An 18,535-nucleotide genomic window follows, 5' to 3' on the forward strand; every position below is an offset into this window, starting at 1 on the left:
GGTCAGTGGAGGGGGAAGCCCAGTTCGCGGCCCTCTTCGCGTAGTGCGTCGCGTGCGGCCGGGTGCGCCACCCGGTCCACGATCTGCTGGGCCTGCGACACCGCGTCCCGGCCCCAGATCGTGGCCGTGCCCTGCTCGCTCACGATGAAGCTGTGCTGGAACGAGGTGACCGGCCCCGACAGCCGCGGGATGACCGTGGACACGTCCGCCTTCGGATGCCAGGACGGGAGCGCGATGACCGCCAGGCCGCCGGGGGAGTGCAGCGCGCCCACCACGAAGTCGGTCTGCCCGCCGAACCCCGAGTAGATCACCCCGCGCACCCGGTTGGCGTTGGCCTGCGCGTACAGGTCGACCTGGAGCGCCGAGTTCACCGATACGAGCCGGGGCCGCCGCGCGATCAGGCTCGGGTCGTTGGTCTTCTCGGTGCGCAGCATCCGGACGCGCTCGTTGCGGTCGGCCCAGTCGTAGAGCTCCTCGCCGCCGAACGCGAACGAGGCGGTGATCGGCGTGCCGGGGTCGAGCGCCCCGGCCTTCTCCAGCGCGAGGACGCCGTCGCTGAACATCTCCGACCAGATCCCGAGGCCGCGGCGGTCGAGCAGGGACGCGAGCACCGCGTCCGGGACGGCGCCGATGCCGAGCTGCAGCGTCCCCCGCTCGGGGACGAGCGCCGCCACCCGGCCGCCGATCTCGCGGGCGACGTCGCCCGGCGGACGCGGCACCGGGCTGGCGAGGGGCTCGTCCGACTCGATCGCGTAGTCGATCTCGTCGACCGTCATGACGGCGTCCCCGAAGGTGTGCGGCATCCGCGGGTTGAGCTGGGCGATGACGATCCCGCCGCGGGCCCGCACCGCCTCCACGGCGGCCGGCAGGATGTTGACCTCGATGCCGAGGGACACGGTGCCGTCGCGCGGCGTGGACGTCTGGACGATCACGACGTCGGGCGGCAGCGGCCCCTTCAGCAGGTTCGGGACGAGCGACAGCCGCGACGGGAAGTATCGCAGGTTCGCCTTGCCCCGCATGCCGGCGCCGACGAACGGGCTCTCCAGGTCCACGCCGTCGCGCTCCGGCAGGTCGCCCTGCGCGTTCAGCATGAACAGCCGGTACTCGGCGGCGGCCTCGTCCAGGACGGCGAGGGCCCCGCGCGGGGCGGCGAAGTTGCCGCCCGCGACCACGCGCGGCCGTCCCGGCAGGCCCGCGAGGACGGCGCCGAGGTGGGATTCGGAGATGACGCGCATCAGGCATGCCCCCGGGTGGTGGTCTCCCGGATCGACACGCGGGTGACGCCGGGTACGGTGCGGGCGAGGATGTCGGCGATCCGGCGGGCGGGCTCGTCCGCGCCGCCGCCGCTCAGTTCGACGGCGCCGTCGCGGACGGACACGTCCCAGTGCCGCCCGTCCGGCCCGTACTCGTCGATCGCGGCGAGCACGTCGTCGCGGATGCGGGCGTCGCCGCGGGCGAGGATCGCGATGAGGTCGCGGCGGCTGACGATGCCGGCGAGGCCGGAGTCCGCCACCACCGGGACGCTCTTGATCCGCGTCCGCATCATCGTGTCGGCGAGCGTCGCGACGTCCGTGGTGGGCCGCGCGGTCTCCACGTCGCGGGTCATGACCTCCTCCACCAGGCGAGGCGCGGGCGCCTCGGTCGTGGCGACCGGCCGGGCGAAGGCGCGCGGGTCCCGTTCGAACACGCCGCGCAGGAGGTCCATCTCGCTGACGATGCCGACGAGCCGCCCGGCGCCGTCCACGACGGGAAGGGCGGTGATCGCGTGCTCGTGCAGGACGCGGATCGCCTGGCGGATCGTGGCGGACGGCGGGATCGTGACGACGGGCGAGGTCATCGCCTCCCGGACCAGCATGGCCTCTTCTCCTTCCGGCGAGGACGCCGTTCACCTACCCGGGCGGGACGGTCCCGACCCTGCCCGTCCATGATCGTCCGATGTGCCGGCCGGGGCCCAGGGCCGAACGTCCCGATCCCGGGCCCCGGCCGGGCTAGACGACGGTGCTCAGCAGCAGGACGAAGACCAGCCCGCACACCGAGACGACGGTCTCCATCAGCGACCACGACTTGACAGTCTGCCCGACACCGAGCCCGAAGTACTCCTTCACCAGCCAGAAGCCCGCGTCGTTGACGTGCGAGAAGAACAGCGAGCCGGCGCCGATCGCGAGCACGAGCAGCGACGTCTCGCCGCTGTCGAGCGAGCCCGTCAGCGGGGCGAGGATGCCGGCGGCGGTGACGGTCGCGACGGTCGCCGAGCCGGTGGCCAGCCGGATCAGGACGGCGACCAGCCAGGCGAGGAACAGCACCGAGAAGCCGCTGTCCTTGACCCAGTCGGCGACCAGCTCGCCGATCCCGGTCGCGATCAGCGTCTGCTTGAAGCCGCCGCCGGCCGCCACGATCAGCAGGATCCCGGCGATGGGCGGCAGCGACTCGGTCAGCGACGCCGAGATCGACCGCCGGTTCATGCCGGCGCCGAGGCCGAACGTGAACATGCCGACGACGACCGCGATGAGCAGCGCGATCAGCGGTGTGCCGAGGTTGTCGAGGACGGTGCGGACGCCGTCGCCCTCGTCCAGGGTGATGTCGGCGATGGCCTTGCCCAGCATCAGCACCACGGGCAGCAGGACGGTGGCCAGCGTGATGGGGAAGGACGGGCGGTGCCGCAGGATCTCGTCCTCGGCGCTCTTCTCCTCCTCTTCGGCCTGGTCGATGTAGAGGTGCGGCGGCATGACGTCCACCCAGCGGGCCGCGTACCGGGCGAACACCGGGCCGGACAGCGCGATCGTCGGGATCGCGACCAGCACGCCGAAGCCGAGCGTGAGACCGAGGTCGGCCTTGAGCGCGTCGATGGCGACGAGCGGGCCGGGGTGCGGCGGGACGAGCCCGTGCATCGCCGACAGGCCGGCCAGCGCCGGGATGCCGACCGCGATGAGCGACAGCCCCGAGCGGCGCGCCACCAGGAAGATGACCGGCATCAGCAGGACGAGGCCGATCTCGAAGAACATCGGCAGCCCGATCAGCGCGCCGACGAGGGCCATCGCCCACGGGAGGAACGCGCGCCGCGACCGCCCGACGATGGTGTCGACGATCTGGTCGGCGCCGCCGGAGTCGGCCAGCAGCTTGCCGAACATCGCGCCGAGCGCGATGAGCGCGCCGACGCCGGCCGCGGTGTCGCCGAAGCCCTTGCCGAAGGCGTCGATCGTGTCGGACATGGGGAGCCCCGCGATGCCGCCGACCAGCAGCGCGCCGAGCGTGAGGCTCAGGAACGGGTGGACCTTGAAGTAGGTGATCAGTACGACGATCAGCGCGATGCCGGCGAGGGCCGCCGGCACGAGCCGCCCGCTCGACGCCGCCGGCGCCGCCGCCAGCAGGATCGGGTGCATTCGTCATCCTCCCTGGGAGCGTGGCGAAGATGATGTCTGCCCGAGTGTGACTTTATGACCTGCTCATTACAAGGGGCGGAAGCGAAAAAGCATACTTTTAAGCGAGAAGGACGGCTCTTCATGTGATGATTGGGCCATGGTGGACAACCCGCAGGCCGGGCTGCATGGCAGCGTCCTCGACCGGCTCGGCGCGCTGATCACGTCCGGTGAGCTCGGCGCCGGCGAGGTGCTGCGGATCGAGCAGCTGGAGGAGCGGTTCGGCGTGTCCCGCTCGGTGGTGCGGGAGGCGATCCGCGTCCTGGAGTCGATGGGCATGGTGACGAGCCGCCGCCGGGTCGGCGTCACCGTCGCCGAGCGGGCGCGGTGGAACGTGTTCGACCCGCAGATCATCGGCTGGCGGCTGGACGGCGCGGGCCGCGACGAGCAGCTGCGCTCCCTCGGCGAACTGCGCCGCGGGCTGGAACCGGTCGCCGCCGCGCTCGCCGCCCGCCGCGCCACGCCCGCGCAGTGCGGCGCGCTGACCGGCGCGGTCATGGAGATGGCGGTGCACGGCCGGTCGGGCGACCTGGAGTCCTACCTCACCGCCGACATCCTGTTCCACCGGACGCTGCTGGAGGCGTCCGGCAACGAGATGATGGCCGCGCTCAGCGGCGTGGTCGCCGCCGTCCTCGCGGGCCGCACCCACCACCACCTGATGCCCGCCCATCCGGAGCCGGCCGCGATCCGCTGGCACGCGGAGGTGGCGCAGGCCGTCCAGGCGGGCGACGCCGACGCCGCCGAGCGCGCCATGCGCGACATCGTCGACGAGGCCACGCGGGCGATGCTGGACGGCGGTGAGCTGAACGCCGATCGGACCAGCGGCGGTCAGAACAGCGTCGGCGGCTCCGCCGGCACCGGCTCGGGGAGCGGCTCCACCTCCGGCGCCTGAGCCCGCACCTCGTCGTGGAACCGGCGGGCCAGCGCGAGCGCGTCCGCGTTGTCCGGCGTGTGGACGAACACGGTCGGGGACCGCCCCTCGCGCACCCACTCGGCGGCCTTCTCCACCCAGAACCGCCAGCCCTCGACGGTGCGCCCGGTGTCGTCGCGCCCGAGGTACCGGACGATCGGACGGTCGGTGAGCGCGTCCGACCGGCGCGGCACGCGCGGCTTCTTCGTCCACGCGTCCCGTTCGGCGTCGCTGGTCGGCGGGCTCTGGAAGAACGCGGTGGTGTCGAACGGGACCCACTCGGCACCGGCCCGGCCGAGCACCCGCTCCAGGTCGCGCGCGCATCCCGCGTCCTCGAAGAACGCCCGGTGCCGCACCTCGACGGCGCAGCGGTGCGCGGCCGGCAGCCCGCGCAGGAACCCGGCCAGCGTCCCGACGTCCCCGGGGCCGAACGAGCCGGGGAGCTGGATCCAGAGCGCGTGCGTCCGCGACTCCAGCGGCTCCATCGCCCACAGGAACGACCGCAACTCCTCGCCGGCCCCGGTGAGCCGCCGCTCGTGCGTGACCGTCTTCGGCAGCTTCACCACGAACCGGAAGTCCGGGGCGGTCTGCTCCGCCCACGACTCCACCGCGCTCCGCGCCGGCGTCGCGTAGAAGGTGGTGTTGCCCTCCACCGCGTCGCACCAGCTCGCGTAGGCGCGCAGCCGCTCGCCCGGCGGCAGCGACGGCGGCAGGAACCGGCCCTGCCACCGCGCGTGCGCCCACATCGCGCACCCCACATGAACCCGCATGCCGCCCGACGCTACCGAACTCCCGCCGGTGCCGAGCGTCCCGTGTGCCCGGGACCTTCGGCACTACCCCGGCCCGCCGCCGCGGCCGGAGGCTGGGAGACACGCCACCACGAGCAGGGGAGATGGTCCGGGTGAGGGAGATTCTGGTCGTCCACCGCGAGAACGACGCCTTCGCCGTGCTCGTCCGCGACCACGTGATCCATGTGGACCAGCCGTACTCGGCGGGCGGGATGGACGTCGGGCCGACGCCGCTGGAGCTGTTCGTCGCGTCGCTGGCCGCCAGCGCGGCCCACTACGCGCGCCGGTACCTGTCCAGGCACGGCCTGCCCGCGACGGGGCTGGAGATCACCGCCGGCTACACGATGAGCCCGACCGTCCCGACCCGCGTGTCGCACGTCGACCTGCGGGTCCGCCCGCCCGCCCGGCTCTCGGCCGTGGAGGTCGACGGGCTGGTCGCCGCCGTCGACCGCTGCACCGTGCACAACTCGATCATCGACGCGCCGCGCATCGGCGTGCACCTGGCGAGCGAGGCCCGCGCCGCCTGACATCCGCGGGAGCCGCCGCGGGGCCGCGCCGCCGGGGGACGCGGTGGGCGGATCAGATCGAGATCCCGTGCGGGTGCCAGGCGGGGCGGATCACGACCGCCGGGGGAGCCGGACGTCGGGGAGCAGGGGAGCGGCGGAGCGGGCGCGCGCCGCCGACGCCGTGACACCGGACCCGTAGGCGACGTCCTCGGCCAGGCGCAGGGCGGCGTAGCGGACCGGCCCGATGGCGGGGCGCCGCGTCACCCACTCCAGCGCGATGGGAGCGGCCATGAGGGCCGTCGCCGCACGGGCGGCGCGGCTGCGCGGGGAGGCGGCCAGGGCGAGCAGGCCGACGGGCCACCACTCGCGGCGCAGCATCTGCCCGAGCGTGGCGGCGTCGGCGGCGGCCCCCTTGGCGACGATGGTCGCGGCGAGGTCCCAGCCCGTCGGCAGCTCCGACAGGCGCTTGGCCAGCAGTGCGGTGGCGAGGCCCGCGCAGGCGGCCGCCGGGACCGGGTGCCCGCGGGCGAGCAGTCCGAAGGCGGCGAGGTTCCACACCGAGGGACGGGCCGGTGCGAGCCTTCCGGGGTGGCGGCGGGCGAGGTCGGCGGCGGACGTGCCGTACTCGTGCCGCCGCCTCGCCCACGCCACCGGGTGCAGCCGCGGCGTGTGCGCGACCTGGGCCGCGGGCTCGTAGCGGACGTTCCACCCGCGATCGCTCAGCCGCCAGACGAAGTCGACGTCCTCGCCGAGCCGCAGTTCCTCGTCGAAGACGCATCCGTCGAGTGCCGCCACGCGCACCAGCAGCGTCGCGGTGGGCACGAACCCGAGCTTCCCGCCCGGACGCACCAGGGCCGGCCGGAGGCCGAGGTCGAGCGACGACCGGGCGGCCTCGTAGCGGGCCAGCAGCCGGGCGTCGCCGGCGCCCGGCACGATCCGGGGTGCGACGGCCGCGGCCCGCGGGTCGTCGAAGTGCGGCATGAGGACGTCCAGCCAGCCGGACGCGGGCCGGCAGTCGGAGTCCACGAACGCCACGAACGGGGTCTCCGCGAGCCGCAGCCCGGTGTTGCGCGCGGCGGCGGGCCCCCGGTTGCGGTCGTGCCGGACCAGGCGGGCACCGTGCGCGGCGGCGGCGCGGCGCAGCGGTCCCGGGTCGGGCGAGCCGTCGTCCACGACGATCACCGGGACGCCCGCCACGGAGGCCAGGCACCGCTCCAGCTCGCCGGCGCGTCCGTAGGCCGGGACCACGACCGTCACGTCGTGCGGGCCGGGGCGCGGGGCCGGGACCGGCCGGGCCATCCCGTAGTCGAGGAGCCGGCGGGCCAGTGCGCGCCCGGTGGGCGAGGGGTCGGCCAGACCTGCGTCACCCGCGCGGCGCAGCGCCGCGAGATGCGGCCGGGCGGCCTCGTGGAGCCGCACCAGCCTCCAGGGGGAGCCGCCGGTCGCCACCAGCCCGTCCGCCCAGAGGGACGTGCCCGCGTCCAGCGCTACGGGGAAGTCCGCGGGAAGCGGCCAGGAACGCCGGCGGCCGCTCATGGCCGATGCTCCGGGGACGTGAGGCCGGGCTCCAGCAGACGCCCGCGGGCGTCCACACACCCGGCCTCGACGCGCCCGGCGATGGACGCCACCATGGCCGCCACGATCTCCCGGCCCCGGTCGGCGGACGCTCCCGCCGGATCGCCGAGCACGCCGGACGGCGAAGCGGCGCGGACGCCCCGGGCGACCAGGTCGGGCATCAGCTCGCCCAGCGGGCGCGTGTTGCCGGTGACGGCGCCGAACGACCGGACCAGGTGCGGTGCCAGGTGAAGCATGACCGAGGTCTCGGTGAATCCGGCGTGGGCGTCGCCGCCGGGGACATCGCACCCGGTCCAGGCGGTGTCGTGGCCTTCGGCGCGCATCCGGCCCACAGCGGCGTCGAGGGTGGGGACGTTGCCGCCGTGGCCGTTGACGAAGACGACCCTCGCGGCCCACAGCGCCAGCGAGCGCACCGCCTCAACGAGCAGCGCGTCCAGCGCCGCGTGGCCGATCGAGACCGTGCCGGGGAAGCCGGCGTGCTCGCCGCTGGCGCCGTAGGGGATCGCGGGCGCCACCAGCGCCCGCTCTCCGGGCAGCGCATCGGCCGCGCCCTCGGCGACGGCCTGGGCGATCACGGTGTCGGTGGAGAGGGGAAGGTGCGGTCCGTGCTGCTCGGTCGAGCCGACCGGGACCAGGACCAGCGGAGCGGCCACGACGTCCGGCCAGGCCGCTCCCGCCAGCTCACGGTCTCGGGCCACGTCAGCTCGCGGGCCGGCCGGAGCCGGGTTCGCCGCCCAGCGTCAGCGCGAAACCGGGCGGAATGTACAGGTCGTCGCGGCAGAGCTCGTGGACGGAGGAGTGGCCGAGGCCGAGCACGGCGGAGTCGAGCCCGCCGCGCATGATGTCCAGCACGTTCTCCACCCCGGCCTGCCCGTTGGCGGCCAGGCCCCACAGGTAGGCGCGGCCGATCAGCACGGCGCGGGCGCCGAGCGCGAGCGCCTTGGCGACGTCGCCGCCGCGCCGGACACCGCCGTCCAGCAGGACCTCGATCTGGTCGCCCACCGCCTCGGCGATGGACGGCAGCACGCGGATGGTGGCGGGTGTCGTGTCGAGGTTGTTGCCGCCGTGGTTGGACACCGACAGCGCGGTGACGCCCGCGTCCACGGCCTTCTTGGCGTCGTCGACCCGGGTGACGCCCTTGAGCAGGAACGGCCCGCCCCACTCCTTGCGGAGCCAGGCCACGTCCTCCCAGGTGGGCGGCGGGGTCTGCATCCATTCGCCGTAGGCGCCGAAGAAGGTCGGCGCCGGGCCGTTCGGCGGCTTGAGGTTGGGCGTGGTGAGGTCGGGGATGCGCCCGGTCCTGGCGAACCGCCACAGCCAGCCGGGGTGGGGCAGGACACCGGGCGCCATCTTCACCGCGGTCTTCAGATCGATCTTCTCGGGGATGGTGGGGCTGCCCCAGTCGCGGCCGTTGGAGAACGACCAGTCGAGCGTGGCGATGAGCGCCTTCGCCCCGGCCCGCCGGGCGCGGTCCATGCGCTGGACCATGGTGTCGCGGTCCCCGCTCCAGTACATCTGGAAGAACACGTTCGGGTTGGCTTCGGCGACCTCTTCGACGGGCTTGCTCGCGAACGAGCTGAGCCCCATGACCACGCCCCGGGCGGCGGCGGCGCGGGCGACCGCGACCTCGCCGTCCGGGTGCACGGCCTGGACGCCGGTGGGGGAGATCAGCACCGGCATCGAGGTCTCCACGCCCATCACCGTGGTGGCCAGATCCCGGTCGGCGTGGTGGCCGGCGACGTGCGGCGCGAACCCCAGCTCGGCGAACGCGGCGGTGTTCCCGTCGACCGTCCGGCCGCGCTCGGACCCGGCGACCAGCGCGCCGTACACCATGTAGGGCAGCCGCTTCTTGGCCCGGCGCTGAGCCTCGGCGACGGTCTCGAACCAAGGGTTCTTCAACGGCATGGTGTCGTCTCCTAGCCAGAGATGGCGGCGGGTGGAACGCCCGGTCAGCTGAGCCGCAGGCCCGCGAGGGGGTCTTCGGCGCAGTCGCTCACCGGAGGGCGGTCCAGGTCGGGGCGGCGGGTGAGCGTCACCGGCACCGGTCCCGTCCGGCGGGGGGCGGTGCGGTGGGAGTGGTCGGCGGACGGCTTGGGGATGCCCGACCGGTCCTCGGGCCGTCCGGCGAGCAGTTTCTCGCCGTGGCCCTGGACGCATTCGGGGTCGGGTCCGTCCAAGGGCAGGCCGGTGAAGAACTTGGCCGCCATGCAGCCGCCCTTGCACGTGTCGTAGAACGCGCACGAGGTGCACGCGCCGCCGTTCTGCGGCTCCCGCAGGTCCTGGAACAGCTGCGACCCGCGCCACACCCCGGTGAACCCGCCGGCGTCGCGGACGTTCCCGGCCAGGAACTCCTCGTGGATGGCGAACGGGCAGGCGTACACGTCCCCGACCGGGTCGATCAGGCACACCACCCGTCCGGCACCGCACAGGTTCAGCCCCGGCAGCGCCTGCCCGTAGGCCGACAGGTGGAAGAAGGAGTCGCCGGTCAGCACGTCCTCGCCGTGCGCGACGAGCCAGTCGTACAGCTCCCGCTGCTGCGCCTGCGTGGGGTGCAGCTCGTCCCACACGTCGGCGCCCCGGCCGGACGGACGCAGCCGCGTCAGCCGCAGCTGCGCGCCGTAGGCGTCGGCGATCGCCTTGAACTCGTCCATCTGCGGGATGTTGTGCCGGGTGCAGACCACCGACAGCTTGAAGTTCTTCATCCCCGCGTCGGCGAGGTTGCGCATCGCGCGCACGGCGGTGTCGTAGGAGCCGGCGCCGCGGACCGCGTCGTTGACCTCGGCGGTCGCCCCGTCCAGCGAGATCTGCACGTCGACGTAGTCGTTGGCGGCCAGCCGCCGCGCCGCCTCCGGGGTGATGCGCACCCCGTTGGTGGAGAACTTCACGCCCACGTGGTGGGCGGTGGCGTAGTCCAGCAGCTCCCAGAAGTCGGGCCGGACGGTCGGCTCACCGCCGCCGATGTTGACGTAGAAGACCTGCATGGCCTCCAGTTCGTCGATGACGGCCTTGGCCTCGGCCGTGGACAGCTCGCGCGGGTCGCGCCGCCCCGAGCTGGACAGGCAGTGCGCGCAGGACAGGTTGCAGGCGTAGGTCAGTTCCCAGGTCAGGCAGATCGGCGAGTCGAGCCCGTACTCGAACAGGTCGACCAGCCGCGCCCCGGGCCGGGTCCCCCTGCTCTCCGCCGTCGAGGCATCCGCGGTCATGGCGTCCTTTCCACGAGCATGGCCGAGCGGGCGAGGGCGCCGAGCGCGGCGCCGTACCGGGGCAGGTCGGACGCGGGGACCTCGGCCCGCGTGCAGGCGTCCCGGGCGGTGGGCGCGTCCGCAAGGTTCCGCACGACGTCCAGCAGCCGGCGGTCCTTCAGGAACGACAGCTTGCGGGTGCCGAAGTGGTAGAGCAGCGCGCCGAACGGTTCGGGCCGCACCGAGACCTGCGGGTGCAGGTCCCAGGCGCGGTCGAGGTCTATCCCGGGCATGCCGGCGGTCTAGTAGACGCCGCACATGCCGTCGATCGAGACCTCCTCGATCAGCGATTCGGCGAGTTCGGCTTCCGCGGACTCGTCCCGCGTGCCGTCCTCGATCTGGTCGGTGGGAGCGGTGGTGTCCAAGACGTCCTCCTCAGGGCAGGGCCGGCGGCCTTGGCACGGATACTAAGTGCATCGAGTGCCAAAAGGAAGGGCGGCTAGGGCGCGGTGGCGGCCACGCCGTCCAGGACCGGGGCCAGACCGGCCGCCACATGCCGGATCGCCTCGTCCAGGAGGTCGGACAGCGCCGTCTCGTCCTCGCCCGCCAGCCACTGCTCGTAGGCCGAGACGGCGGCGGCCAGGGTGACGTGCCCGGCGAGCCGGGGGACCATCGCCGACGCGGGCAGGCCGGTGCGCGCGGCCACGAACTCCGTGACGACCGCCCGCCAGGACGCGTAGCGCAGCGTCGCGTCGGCCTGCAGGGTCGGCACCCCGAGGATGTACTGCATGCGCTGCCGGTGCCAGGGCACCTCCCGCGGATCGAACCGGTTGAACTCCACGACGGCCCGGCGCACCGCGTCCATCACCGGCACGTCCGGACCGGCCTCGGCGAACAGGTCGCGCAGCCACCGCAGCCGGCCGTCGAAGTCGCCCCAGACGATGCCGTTCTTGGACGCGAAGTACCGGAAGAACGTCCGCCGCCCGATCCCGGCCGCCGCCGCGATGTCGTCGACCGTGGTCTCGTCGAACCCCTTGCGCGCGAACAACTCGAAGGCCAGCCGCTCCAGGGCGGCCGGCGTGGTGACCCGCGGCCTGCCCATGGCGCGCCGTCCGGCGGCCTTCCCGCCTCCCGAGCTCACCCGACCAGCTTCCCACGCCCCCGGGCCGCGCGGGGGGTCAGCAGCTGCGGATGACCGAGACGACGACCCCGAGGACGGCGGCCTCGTCGCCGTCGATGACGTCGTAGGCGGGGTTGCGCGGTTCGAGCCGGACGTGGCCGTCGCGGCGCCGGTACACCTTCACCGTGGCCTCGCCGTCGATCATGGCGGCGACGATCTGGCCGGAGTGCGCCTCCTGCTGCTGGCGGACCACGACGATGTCGCCGTCGCAGATCGCGGCGTCGATCATCGAGTCGCCGCGCACCCGCAGCCCGAAGACGGTGCCGCGCCCGGTGATCTCGCGGGGCAGCGCCAGCGTGTCGTCGACGTGCTCCTCGGCCGTGATGGGGGTGCCGGCGGCGATGTGCCCCACCACGGGCACGGCCACCGGGCCGTCGGATGCCTCCCGCGCCGGCTGCTCCCGCAGGAACATGCGCGTGTCGATCGGCCGCGACACCGCGGTGCCGCGCCGCAGGAACCCCTTGTCCTCCAGGCTCGCCAGGTGCCGCGACACCGACGACGATGACCGCAGCCCGACGGCGTCCCCGATCTGGCGCGTGCTCGGCGCGTAGCCGTACCTGACCACCCAGTCCCGGATCATGGCCAGGATCCGCTGCTGGCGCGGGGGCAGGGCGGAGGCGTCCAGGTCCCCGAACGGATCAAGATCACTGTAAGCGGTCACGCACGGAAGTGTAGAGGTGGCGGCGGTGCTCCGACGTGATCTCGGGGGCACGGCGGAATCGGCTACGGTCGGGGTCACTGGGTAGAACGACGAGACGGGGAGCCCACATGGCACGGCAGGTCCGCATCATCAAGACCGACGACCTCGACGGCGGCGAGGCCGACGAGACGGTCTCGTTCGCCATCGACGGCAGGACGTACGAGATCGACCTCAGCGAGGACAACGCCCGGAAGCTGCGCGGCATGCTGCACGGCTACATGGAGAGCGGCCGCCGGCTGAAGGCCGCCCGGGGCGGCCGGCCCGCGGCTCGCGGCGCCGGCGCCCGCGAGCGCAGCGCCGAGATCCGCCAGTGGGCGAAGGACAACGGCATCAAGATCAACGACCGCGGCCGCATCCCCGCCACGGTGATCGAGCAGTACGAGGCCGCCCGCTGAACTGACCCGGGCGGCATCTGCCCCGAGGACCGCGACCTCATCGTCCTTCGCTCGTCGACGGCGCATCACAGCGCTGGGGCCGCGCGTGTGGGTCAGGCGAGGCTCATGAAGAGCTTCTCCAGTTGGGCGCGGTCCAGTTGGGCCTGCTCGGGGTCGGTGCCCTCTCGGACGCACTGCTCCAGGCCCGTGGCGATAATTTTGAAGCCGGCGCGGTCCAGTGCCCGGGAGACCGCGGCGAGCTGGGCGATCACGTCCTTGCAGTCCCGCTCGTTCTCGATCATCTGGATGACGCCGCCGAGCTGCCCCTGCGCGCGCCGCAGGCGCACGAGGACGTCGGCCAGCGAGTCCGCCTCGAATTTCACGTCGTTCCCCCTTCTATACCCATCAGGGTATAAGGCGCTCGCCCGTTCGCGTCTTCCCGCCGCGGGCTCGTTCCGCGTCCCCTGGCGGTCGTGTATACCCCCAGGGGTATTTGCGCGTCGCCTTCCTCTTCGCCTACTGTGCATCGCATATACCCCTAGGGGTATGCACGAGCCGGCGGCCGGCGGCCCCGCCGCGGATCCGCCCCGTGCACGGGGTGCGCGAGAGCGCCGCCCGACGAGTGGAGAGAGGCATTCCAGTGATCGAGATCGTTCCGATCGACACCCCGGCGCTGGGGGATCGCAGCTACTTCGTCACCGACGGCGAGGTCGCGTTCGTGATCGACCCGCAGCGCGACATCGACCGGGTGCTCGCCCTGGCCGAGGAGCGGGACGTGGTGATCCTCGACGTCTTCGAGACCCACATCCACAACGACTATGTGACCGGCGGCCTGGCGCTGGCCCGCGCGACGGGCGCCGCCTACCACGTCAACGCGGCCGATCCGGTGGCCTTCGAGCACGACGCGGTGGCCGACGGCGACGTGATCGAGGTCGGCGCGCGGATGCGCGTGCGGGCCCTGGCGACTCCGGGCCACACGTTCACGCACCTGGCCTACGTCCTCGACGTCCCGGGCCGGGCGCCCGCCGTGTTCACCGGCGGCTCGCTGCTGTACGGGTCCACCGGACGGCCGGACCTGCTCGGGCCGGACCACACCCACGACCTGGTGACCGCCCAGTACGGGTCGGCGCGGCGGCTGGCGCGCGAGCTCCCCGACGACGCCGAGATCTTCCCCACCCACGGGTTCGGCAGCTTCTGCTCGGCCACCCAGTCGGAGGCCGAGGCGTCGACGCTCGGGCAGGAGAAGCGCACCAACCCGGCCCTCGTCCTGGACGAGGAGGAGTACGTCGAGACCCTGCTGGACGGGCTGGACGCCTGGCCGGCCTACTACGCCCACATGGAGCCGGCCAACACGGCGGGGCCGCAGGCGCCGGACCTGTCGGAACCGCGCCGCGCGGACGCCGCCGAGCTGCGCCGCCGCATCGGGGCGGGGGAGTGGGTCGTCGACCTGCGGACCCGTACGGCGTTCGCGGCCGGGCACATGGCGGGCACGCTCAACTTCGGGCTGGACGGCAGTTTCGCGACCTACCTCGGCTGGCTCGTCCCGTGGGGCACGCCGCTGACGCTGCTGGGGGAGACGTCCGAGGACGTGGCGGCCGCCCAGCGCGAACTCGTCCGCATCGGCATCGACCGCCCGGCCGCGTCGGCCACCGGCGGCCCGGAGCGCTGGGCGGGCGAGGAGGACCCCGCCTCCTTCCCGCGAGCGTCGTTCGAGGAACTCGCCGCCGTCCGGCACCACCGCCCGGTCGTCGTTCTGGACGTGCGCCGGGCCCTGGAGTGGGACGCCTCGCACATCGACGGCGCCGTGCACATTCCGCTGCAGGACCTGCCGCGGCGCCTGGACGAGGTGCCGGGCGGCGAGGTGTGGGTGCACTGCGCGGGCGGCTACCGCGCCGCCATCGCCGCCTCGCTGCTGGCCGCCGCCGGACGCCGCGTGGTCGCCATCGACGACGACTACGCCGCCGGCGTCCGCGCCGGCCTGCCGGTCGCCGCTGCCGCCGCCTGACCTCGCGACCACCGCCGGTCCCCGGTTCCGGACCCGGCCCGCACCGGGCCCGGGACCGGCCCTCCAACCCTCTTCGGCACCCCGGCAGGCGGGGCGGCGCTCGGCGCCGTCGCCGTGGCGGTGAGCGCCGCGCTTCTGAGGCACGGCACCAAGCGGCACGGGCTGCCCGCTGCCCGGAGCGCGGCACGTGCGACCCCGCCCGTGCGCCGGTGATCGACCGCACTCAACGGGAGAGACTGTTCCCGACGCTCACCGACGTGGCCGCTCTCCGGCCCCGAACCAGGAGGAGGAAGCCGTGGACAGCGCAGGGTGGGACCGCCGGTATGCCGGCAGCGAACTGGTCTGGTCGGCCGGGCCGAACCGGTGGGTCGAGGAGGTCGCCGCGGACCTTCCGGCGGGCCGCGCCCTCGACCTGGCCGCGGGCGAGGGACGCAACGCGCTGTGGCTCGCCGAGCGCGGCTGGACGGTCACCGCGGTCGACTTCTCCGCCGTCGGGCTCGCCCGCGCCCGGTCGCTCGCCGCGCGGCGGCTCGGCGACCACACCGACCGGCTCCGGCTGGTCGAGGCCGACCTGCGGGAGTACGCCCCGGCACGCCGCGCCTACGACCTGGTGATCGTCGCCTATCTGCAGGTCGGGGAGGAGGTGCGGCGCCCCGCCCTGCGTGCCGCCGCCGACGCGGTGGCTCCCGGCGGGCTGCTGCTCGTCGTGGGCCACGACAGCGACAACCTGGCGCACGGTGTCGGCGGCCCGCAGGACCCCGCCGTGCTGTACACCGCGCAGGACGCGGCGGCCGACATCGAAGGCGGCGGCCTCGGCATCCTGCGGTCGGAGACCAGGACGCGCGAGGTCGCCACCGATGAGGGGCCGCGCACGGCCATCGACGCGTTCCTGCTCGCGCGCCGTCAGTGACCCGCGTCCTCGAAGCGATCGCCCCGGCCTGCGCATGCACGAACGCAACGCCGTGTATGCGCGGGCCGGGGCGAGCCGAGTGGGGACGTGATCGTCCGGGCCGTCCCGTCTCCCGGCGCTAGCGGAACAGGAGCCGGTTCATGACGTCCTCGATCGTGCCGCGAGGATCGTCGGCGGGGTCAGCCGTCCGCCAGCCGATGACGCGGTCGGGCCGGACGATGACGGCACCGCGAGCCCCGATCCCGTAGACCTCGGTGAAACGCTCCTCCTTGTCGACGAGCGGGCCGGTGGCGGCAACGGTGTGGGCCTTCAGCGGGATTTCCTGGGACGCGGCCACCGAGGCGGCGGCGTCGCACCACGCCTGGCCGTCCGGTCCGGCGAGCAGGACGAAACCCTCACCGAAGAGGTCGAGGGTGGAGATCGGTGCACCGTCCTGTTCGAGCGCGAGGTGCGGTGCCCGGGTGCCGGCCCGGCCGGTGGGGGTCCGCGGGTCCTCCAGAGGCGGCTCCTCCGTCGCCGCGGAAGAGCCGGCGGCCTCGCCCGTCCCGTAGACGAAGCCCAGCTCGATGGACGCGTCATCGAGCGGATCCATCAGGTCGTTCTTGGGGAGGGAGGAGTCCACCCGGAGGACGTAGCGCGTGTACGCCTGCTCGACGGTGAGACGGCTGATCGGCCTGCGTTCCGCGTCATAGGTGTCCAGGAGCCGGGGTCCCGCCGCGCCGCTGTGCACCATGGCGAGTTTCCAGACGAGGTTGTGCGCGTCGGCGATCCCGGTGTTGCCGCCGAACCCGCCGGTCGGCGGCATGACGTGCGCGGCGTCCCCGGCGAGGAAGACGCGCCCGTCCCGGAAGCGCGCGGCGGCCGCGGCGGCCGCGCTCCACCTCTGCACGTTGTCGATCTCGACGGGGAAGTCGGGCGCGGCGCCGAGCGCCGTGCGCACGAGGTCCGCGCACCGGGCGGTGCTGATGCCCTCCCCGACGTTGCTGTCGCGGGATCCGTCCGGGGCGATGGTCGCGAAGACGGCGAGGAACCCGGAATCGGCGGTGATCGAGAACCGGAAGAACCCCAGCAGCTCGGGATGGTTGACGTACACCACGCTGAGGTTGCGGTCGCCGAGCATCTCCCGGACGTCGGCCTTGAAGTAGATGGTGACGCAGTCGGCGAAGCCGCCGCGTCCGGCCATGTCGATGCCCAGCCGCTTCCGGACGTCGCTGTGCGCGCCGTCGGCCGCGATGAGGTACTCCGAGCGAACGGTCTCCTCCGCATCGCGGTCACGTGACCGTATGACGGACGTGACGCCGGTGTCGTCCTGTTCGAAGCCGACGAGTTCGGTCCCGAACCGGTGCTCGGCGCCGAGTTCCCGCGCGCGGTCGCGCAGCAGGGGCTCCAGGCCGATCTGGGTGATGAACAGCCGCGAGGTCGGGCTGAGCCCCTCGACCCCGTCGTTGTAGGACCGGTAGAAGTACTGCAGTTCCCTGCCGCCCAGGCTCTCGACGGCGATGATCGCGCCGTTCTGGACGAACTCCCGCTCGGCGGCGGCGTCGATGGCCTCCTGCACGCCGACGCTGCGGAACACCTCCATCGTTCCCTGGTGGAACGAGGCCGCCCTGGGGTGGATCGCGGTACCCCGGTGCTGCTCGACCAGCATGTGCGGGACTCCGCGCGCCGCCAACTGGAGCGAGGCGGTCAGCCCGACAAGGCTGCCTCCCGCGATGAGGACCGGAACCTCGTGATCGGCCATCGGATGCCATCCCTCCCGTCGCCGCGTGGGCGGGAGCCCGTTCCGAGCCCCGCCCTCACGCTGAGAGCAGACGTCATCACTCGGCCGGTCGCGCGACGCTCAAATCGTACACCTGTCCGTACAGCGGACAAGAGGCAAAATGCAAACCATCCGGACCGGGAGAAGGGGCGAAGGCCGGGCGTCGCGGCCCGGCCTTCGGATCAGCCGCCGAAAGCGGCGGCGACATCCCCGTCGAGCAGCGGATTCACGCAGGTCGGTGGGACGGCCGCGACCCGTTGCGCCCATCCGCGCACCACGACCGGCACGAGCGCGCGGACCGGTCACGGCTTTCGCAGGACGCCGCCGTACTCGCAGACGTCTCGTCCCATCCTGGAGGCGCCGGCGAACTGGGCCAGTTCGCCGGGGACGGGCGGCAGGGGCGGCTGGTCAGGATCGGGTCGCCACTGCAGCAGGTTGACCAGCCCGGGCTCGACCGGCTCCAGCCCGTCCAGCAGGAGCGCGCCGACCTCCTCGCGGGTGCGGTTCCGCCAGGGGATGCCGGCGCCGTTCATACGTGCGTCGAGTTCGGCGGCACGGTCGGGATCGGAGCAGACGACCTGCGAGAACGCCAGGTGGCTGCCGGACACGGCCCGGTCCATGACGGTGTGCAGGATGCCACGCGGATCGTCGGCGTCGGTCAGGTGGTGCCCGACCGACAGGAACAGCACCGCCAGCGGCTCGTCGAAATTGATCAGCCGCTTGACCTCGGAGTGGTTGAGGACGGCGTCCAGATCGCGGAAGTCGGCGTTGATGACAACGGTCGAGCCGTCCCCGGCCAGAAGCGCGCGGCCGTACGCGAGCACGATCGGGTCGATGTCGACATAGACGACACGGGCGTCAGGCGCGAACTGCTGGGCAACCTGGTGGACGTTGTTGTCGGTGGGCAGCCCGCACCCCATGTCCAGGAACTGGCGGATCCCGGCCTCCGTGGCCAGATACCGCACCGCCCGGTACAAGAACAGCCGGTTCTGCCGGCTGATGTCGATCGACTCGGGAAAGGCGGGCGCGGTCTTCAATGCGAAGTCGCGGTCGACCTGGTAGTTGTCCTTGCCGCCGAGTGCCCATCCGTACACCCGGGCCGACGCAGGTATGTCATCACGAATCTCGATCGGCGATTCACGCTCTTCGGCGGCCACCATGCGCTCCGATCCCGTAGTCACTTGCCCGACGAGCCAACGGTAACCGCCACCCCCACCCCACACCCGATCT

General features: G+C 73.3%; 20 protein-coding genes. 5 read left to right on the forward strand and 15 right to left on the reverse strand.

The window, feature by feature from the left end:
- Window positions 1–2: 2 nt before the first annotated feature.
- The 3 genes from E1284_RS26900 to E1284_RS26910 all read right to left on the reverse strand — a co-directional run bounded on the left by E1284_RS26900 (window position 3) and on the right by E1284_RS26910 (window position 3,380).
- The gene (locus tag E1284_RS26900; RefSeq protein WP_131942932.1) at window positions 3–1,235 is read right to left on the reverse strand and encodes an acetyl-CoA hydrolase/transferase family protein; all 1,233 of its coding nucleotides are present in this window, start codon (window positions 1,233–1,235) and stop codon (window positions 3–5) included.
- The gene (locus E1284_RS26905) at window positions 1,235–1,855 is read right to left on the reverse strand and encodes a CBS domain-containing protein (RefSeq protein ID WP_131942933.1); all 621 of its coding nucleotides are present in this window, start codon (window positions 1,853–1,855) and stop codon (window positions 1,235–1,237) included. Before E1284_RS26905 ends, E1284_RS26900 begins: the two co-directional genes overlap by 1 nt.
- Window positions 1,856–1,988: 133 nt before the next feature.
- A complete protein-coding gene (locus E1284_RS26910; RefSeq protein WP_131942934.1) occupies window positions 1,989–3,380 on the reverse strand; it encodes a GntP family permease in 1,392 nt (463 codons plus the stop codon).
- Window positions 3,381–3,516: 136 nt separating this feature from the next.
- On the opposite strand from E1284_RS26910, the gene E1284_RS26915 reads away from it, so the two are divergent.
- Window positions 3,517–4,308 carry a FadR/GntR family transcriptional regulator gene (locus E1284_RS26915; protein ID WP_131942935.1) on the forward strand — a complete coding sequence of 264 codons (792 nt, stop codon included), beginning with the start codon at window positions 3,517–3,519 and terminating at the stop codon, window positions 4,306–4,308.
- Here E1284_RS26915 and E1284_RS26920 read toward each other — a convergent pair.
- Window positions 4,245–5,096 (reverse strand): DUF72 domain-containing protein, encoded by an 852-nt coding sequence (locus E1284_RS26920; RefSeq protein ID WP_131942936.1) that lies wholly within the window; start codon window positions 5,094–5,096, stop codon window positions 4,245–4,247. The two genes, E1284_RS26915 and E1284_RS26920, sit on opposite strands and share 64 nt — an antisense overlap.
- 131 nt (window positions 5,097–5,227) lie before the next feature.
- On the opposite strand from E1284_RS26920, the gene E1284_RS26925 reads away from it, so the two are divergent.
- Window positions 5,228–5,641, forward strand: a complete 414-nt coding sequence (locus E1284_RS26925) for an OsmC family protein (RefSeq protein ID WP_131942937.1) — start codon at window positions 5,228–5,230, stop codon at window positions 5,639–5,641.
- A 90-nt stretch (window positions 5,642–5,731) separates the two neighbouring features.
- Here E1284_RS26925 and mftF read toward each other — a convergent pair whose 3' ends face one another.
- From mftF to lexA, 8 genes are all read right to left on the reverse strand, one after another.
- Window positions 5,732–7,156: a mycofactocin biosynthesis glycosyltransferase MftF gene (mftF, locus tag E1284_RS26930; protein WP_131942938.1), complete on the reverse strand. Its 1,425-nt coding sequence runs from the start codon at window positions 7,154–7,156 to the stop codon at window positions 5,732–5,734.
- The gene (gene mftE, locus E1284_RS26935; RefSeq protein WP_131942939.1) at window positions 7,153–7,893 is read right to left on the reverse strand and encodes a mycofactocin biosynthesis peptidyl-dipeptidase MftE; all 741 of its coding nucleotides are present in this window, start codon (window positions 7,891–7,893) and stop codon (window positions 7,153–7,155) included. Before mftE ends, mftF begins: the two co-directional genes overlap by 4 nt.
- A gap of 1 nt (window position 7,894) precedes the next feature.
- Window positions 7,895–9,100, reverse strand: coding sequence for a pre-mycofactocin synthase MftD (mftD, locus tag E1284_RS26940; protein WP_131942940.1), 1,206 nt, complete (start codon window positions 9,098–9,100; stop codon window positions 7,895–7,897).
- Window positions 9,101–9,144: 44 nt separating this feature from the next.
- Window positions 9,145–10,398, reverse strand: coding sequence for a mycofactocin radical SAM maturase (gene mftC / locus E1284_RS26945; RefSeq protein ID WP_131942941.1), 1,254 nt, complete (start codon window positions 10,396–10,398; stop codon window positions 9,145–9,147).
- Entirely contained in the window at window positions 10,395–10,670 is a 276-nt protein-coding gene (gene mftB, locus E1284_RS26950) for a mycofactocin biosynthesis chaperone MftB (protein ID WP_131942942.1), read from the reverse strand. Before mftB ends, mftC begins: the two co-directional genes overlap by 4 nt.
- Window positions 10,671–10,679: 9 nt before the next feature.
- Window positions 10,680–10,802, reverse strand: coding sequence for a mycofactocin precursor MftA (mftA, locus tag E1284_RS26955; protein WP_243714763.1), 123 nt, complete (start codon window positions 10,800–10,802; stop codon window positions 10,680–10,682).
- A 74-nt stretch (window positions 10,803–10,876) separates the two neighbouring features.
- Window positions 10,877–11,518 carry a mycofactocin system transcriptional regulator gene (mftR, locus tag E1284_RS26960; RefSeq protein ID WP_243714764.1) on the reverse strand — a complete coding sequence of 214 codons (642 nt, stop codon included), beginning with the start codon at window positions 11,516–11,518 and terminating at the stop codon, window positions 10,877–10,879.
- A gap of 37 nt (window positions 11,519–11,555) precedes the next feature.
- Window positions 11,556–12,218 carry a transcriptional repressor LexA gene (lexA, locus tag E1284_RS26965; RefSeq protein WP_131942943.1) on the reverse strand — a complete coding sequence of 221 codons (663 nt, stop codon included), beginning with the start codon at window positions 12,216–12,218 and terminating at the stop codon, window positions 11,556–11,558.
- 107 nt (window positions 12,219–12,325) lie between these two features.
- Here lexA and E1284_RS26970 point away from each other — a divergent pair, with 107 nt between their 5' ends.
- Window positions 12,326–12,652 (forward strand): histone-like nucleoid-structuring protein Lsr2, encoded by a 327-nt coding sequence (locus tag E1284_RS26970; RefSeq protein ID WP_131942944.1) that lies wholly within the window; start codon window positions 12,326–12,328, stop codon window positions 12,650–12,652.
- Between the two features lie 92 nt (window positions 12,653–12,744).
- On the opposite strand, the gene E1284_RS26975 is transcribed toward E1284_RS26970, so the two are convergent.
- Window positions 12,745–13,014: a metal-sensitive transcriptional regulator gene (locus E1284_RS26975; RefSeq protein WP_243714765.1), complete on the reverse strand. Its 270-nt coding sequence runs from the start codon at window positions 13,012–13,014 to the stop codon at window positions 12,745–12,747.
- Window positions 13,015–13,271: 257 nt separating this feature from the next.
- Between E1284_RS26975 and E1284_RS26980 the strand changes: the two genes are divergently transcribed.
- Both E1284_RS26980 and E1284_RS26985 read left to right on the forward strand, forming a co-directional pair.
- Entirely contained in the window at window positions 13,272–14,636 is a 1,365-nt protein-coding gene (locus E1284_RS26980; protein ID WP_131942946.1) for an MBL fold metallo-hydrolase, read from the forward strand.
- A gap of 295 nt (window positions 14,637–14,931) precedes the next feature.
- Entirely contained in the window at window positions 14,932–15,546 is a 615-nt protein-coding gene (locus E1284_RS26985) for a class I SAM-dependent methyltransferase (RefSeq protein ID WP_131942947.1), read from the forward strand.
- A gap of 118 nt (window positions 15,547–15,664) precedes the next feature.
- On the opposite strand, the gene E1284_RS26990 is transcribed toward E1284_RS26985, so the two are convergent.
- Window positions 15,665–17,287: an FAD-dependent monooxygenase gene (locus tag E1284_RS26990; protein ID WP_131942948.1), complete on the reverse strand. Its 1,623-nt coding sequence runs from the start codon at window positions 17,285–17,287 to the stop codon at window positions 15,665–15,667.
- Between the two features lie 320 nt (window positions 17,288–17,607).
- A complete protein-coding gene (locus E1284_RS26995; RefSeq protein WP_243714766.1) occupies window positions 17,608–18,399 on the reverse strand; it encodes an SAM-dependent methyltransferase in 792 nt (263 codons plus the stop codon).
- Window positions 18,400–18,535: the final 136 nt, after the last annotated feature.

This window comes from Actinomadura bangladeshensis, from assembly GCF_004348335.1.
GTDB classification, from domain to species: Bacteria; Actinomycetota; Actinomycetes; order Streptosporangiales; family Streptosporangiaceae; genus Spirillospora; species Spirillospora bangladeshensis.

Excerpts from the sequence above, each read along its gene's own strand:
- E1284_RS26920 (WP_131942936.1), bottom strand. The coding sequence starts at position 5,096 with ATGCGGGTTCATGTGGGGTGCGCGATGTGGGCGCACGCGCGGTGGCAG.
- E1284_RS26915 (WP_131942935.1), top strand. The coding sequence starts at position 3,517 with ATGGTGGACAACCCGCAGGCCGGGCTGCATGGCAGCGTCCTCGACCGG.
- E1284_RS26990 (WP_131942948.1), bottom strand. The coding sequence starts at position 17,287 with ATGGCCGATCACGAGGTTCCGGTCCTCATCGCGGGAGGCAGCCTTGTC.
- mftF (WP_131942938.1), bottom strand. The coding sequence starts at position 7,156 with ATGAGCGGCCGCCGGCGTTCCTGGCCGCTTCCCGCGGACTTCCCCGTA.
- E1284_RS26970 (WP_131942944.1), top strand. The coding sequence starts at position 12,326 with ATGGCACGGCAGGTCCGCATCATCAAGACCGACGACCTCGACGGCGGC.
- E1284_RS26905 (WP_131942933.1), bottom strand. The coding sequence starts at position 1,855 with ATGCTGGTCCGGGAGGCGATGACCTCGCCCGTCGTCACGATCCCGCCG.
- mftD (WP_131942940.1), bottom strand. The coding sequence starts at position 9,100 with ATGCCGTTGAAGAACCCTTGGTTCGAGACCGTCGCCGAGGCTCAGCGC.
- mftC (WP_131942941.1), bottom strand. The coding sequence starts at position 10,398 with ATGACCGCGGATGCCTCGACGGCGGAGAGCAGGGGGACCCGGCCCGGG.
- mftB (WP_131942942.1), bottom strand. The coding sequence starts at position 10,670 with ATGCCCGGGATAGACCTCGACCGCGCCTGGGACCTGCACCCGCAGGTC.
- E1284_RS26910 (WP_131942934.1), bottom strand. The coding sequence starts at position 3,380 with ATGCACCCGATCCTGCTGGCGGCGGCGCCGGCGGCGTCGAGCGGGCGG.
- E1284_RS26900 (WP_131942932.1), bottom strand. The coding sequence starts at position 1,235 with ATGCGCGTCATCTCCGAATCCCACCTCGGCGCCGTCCTCGCGGGCCTG.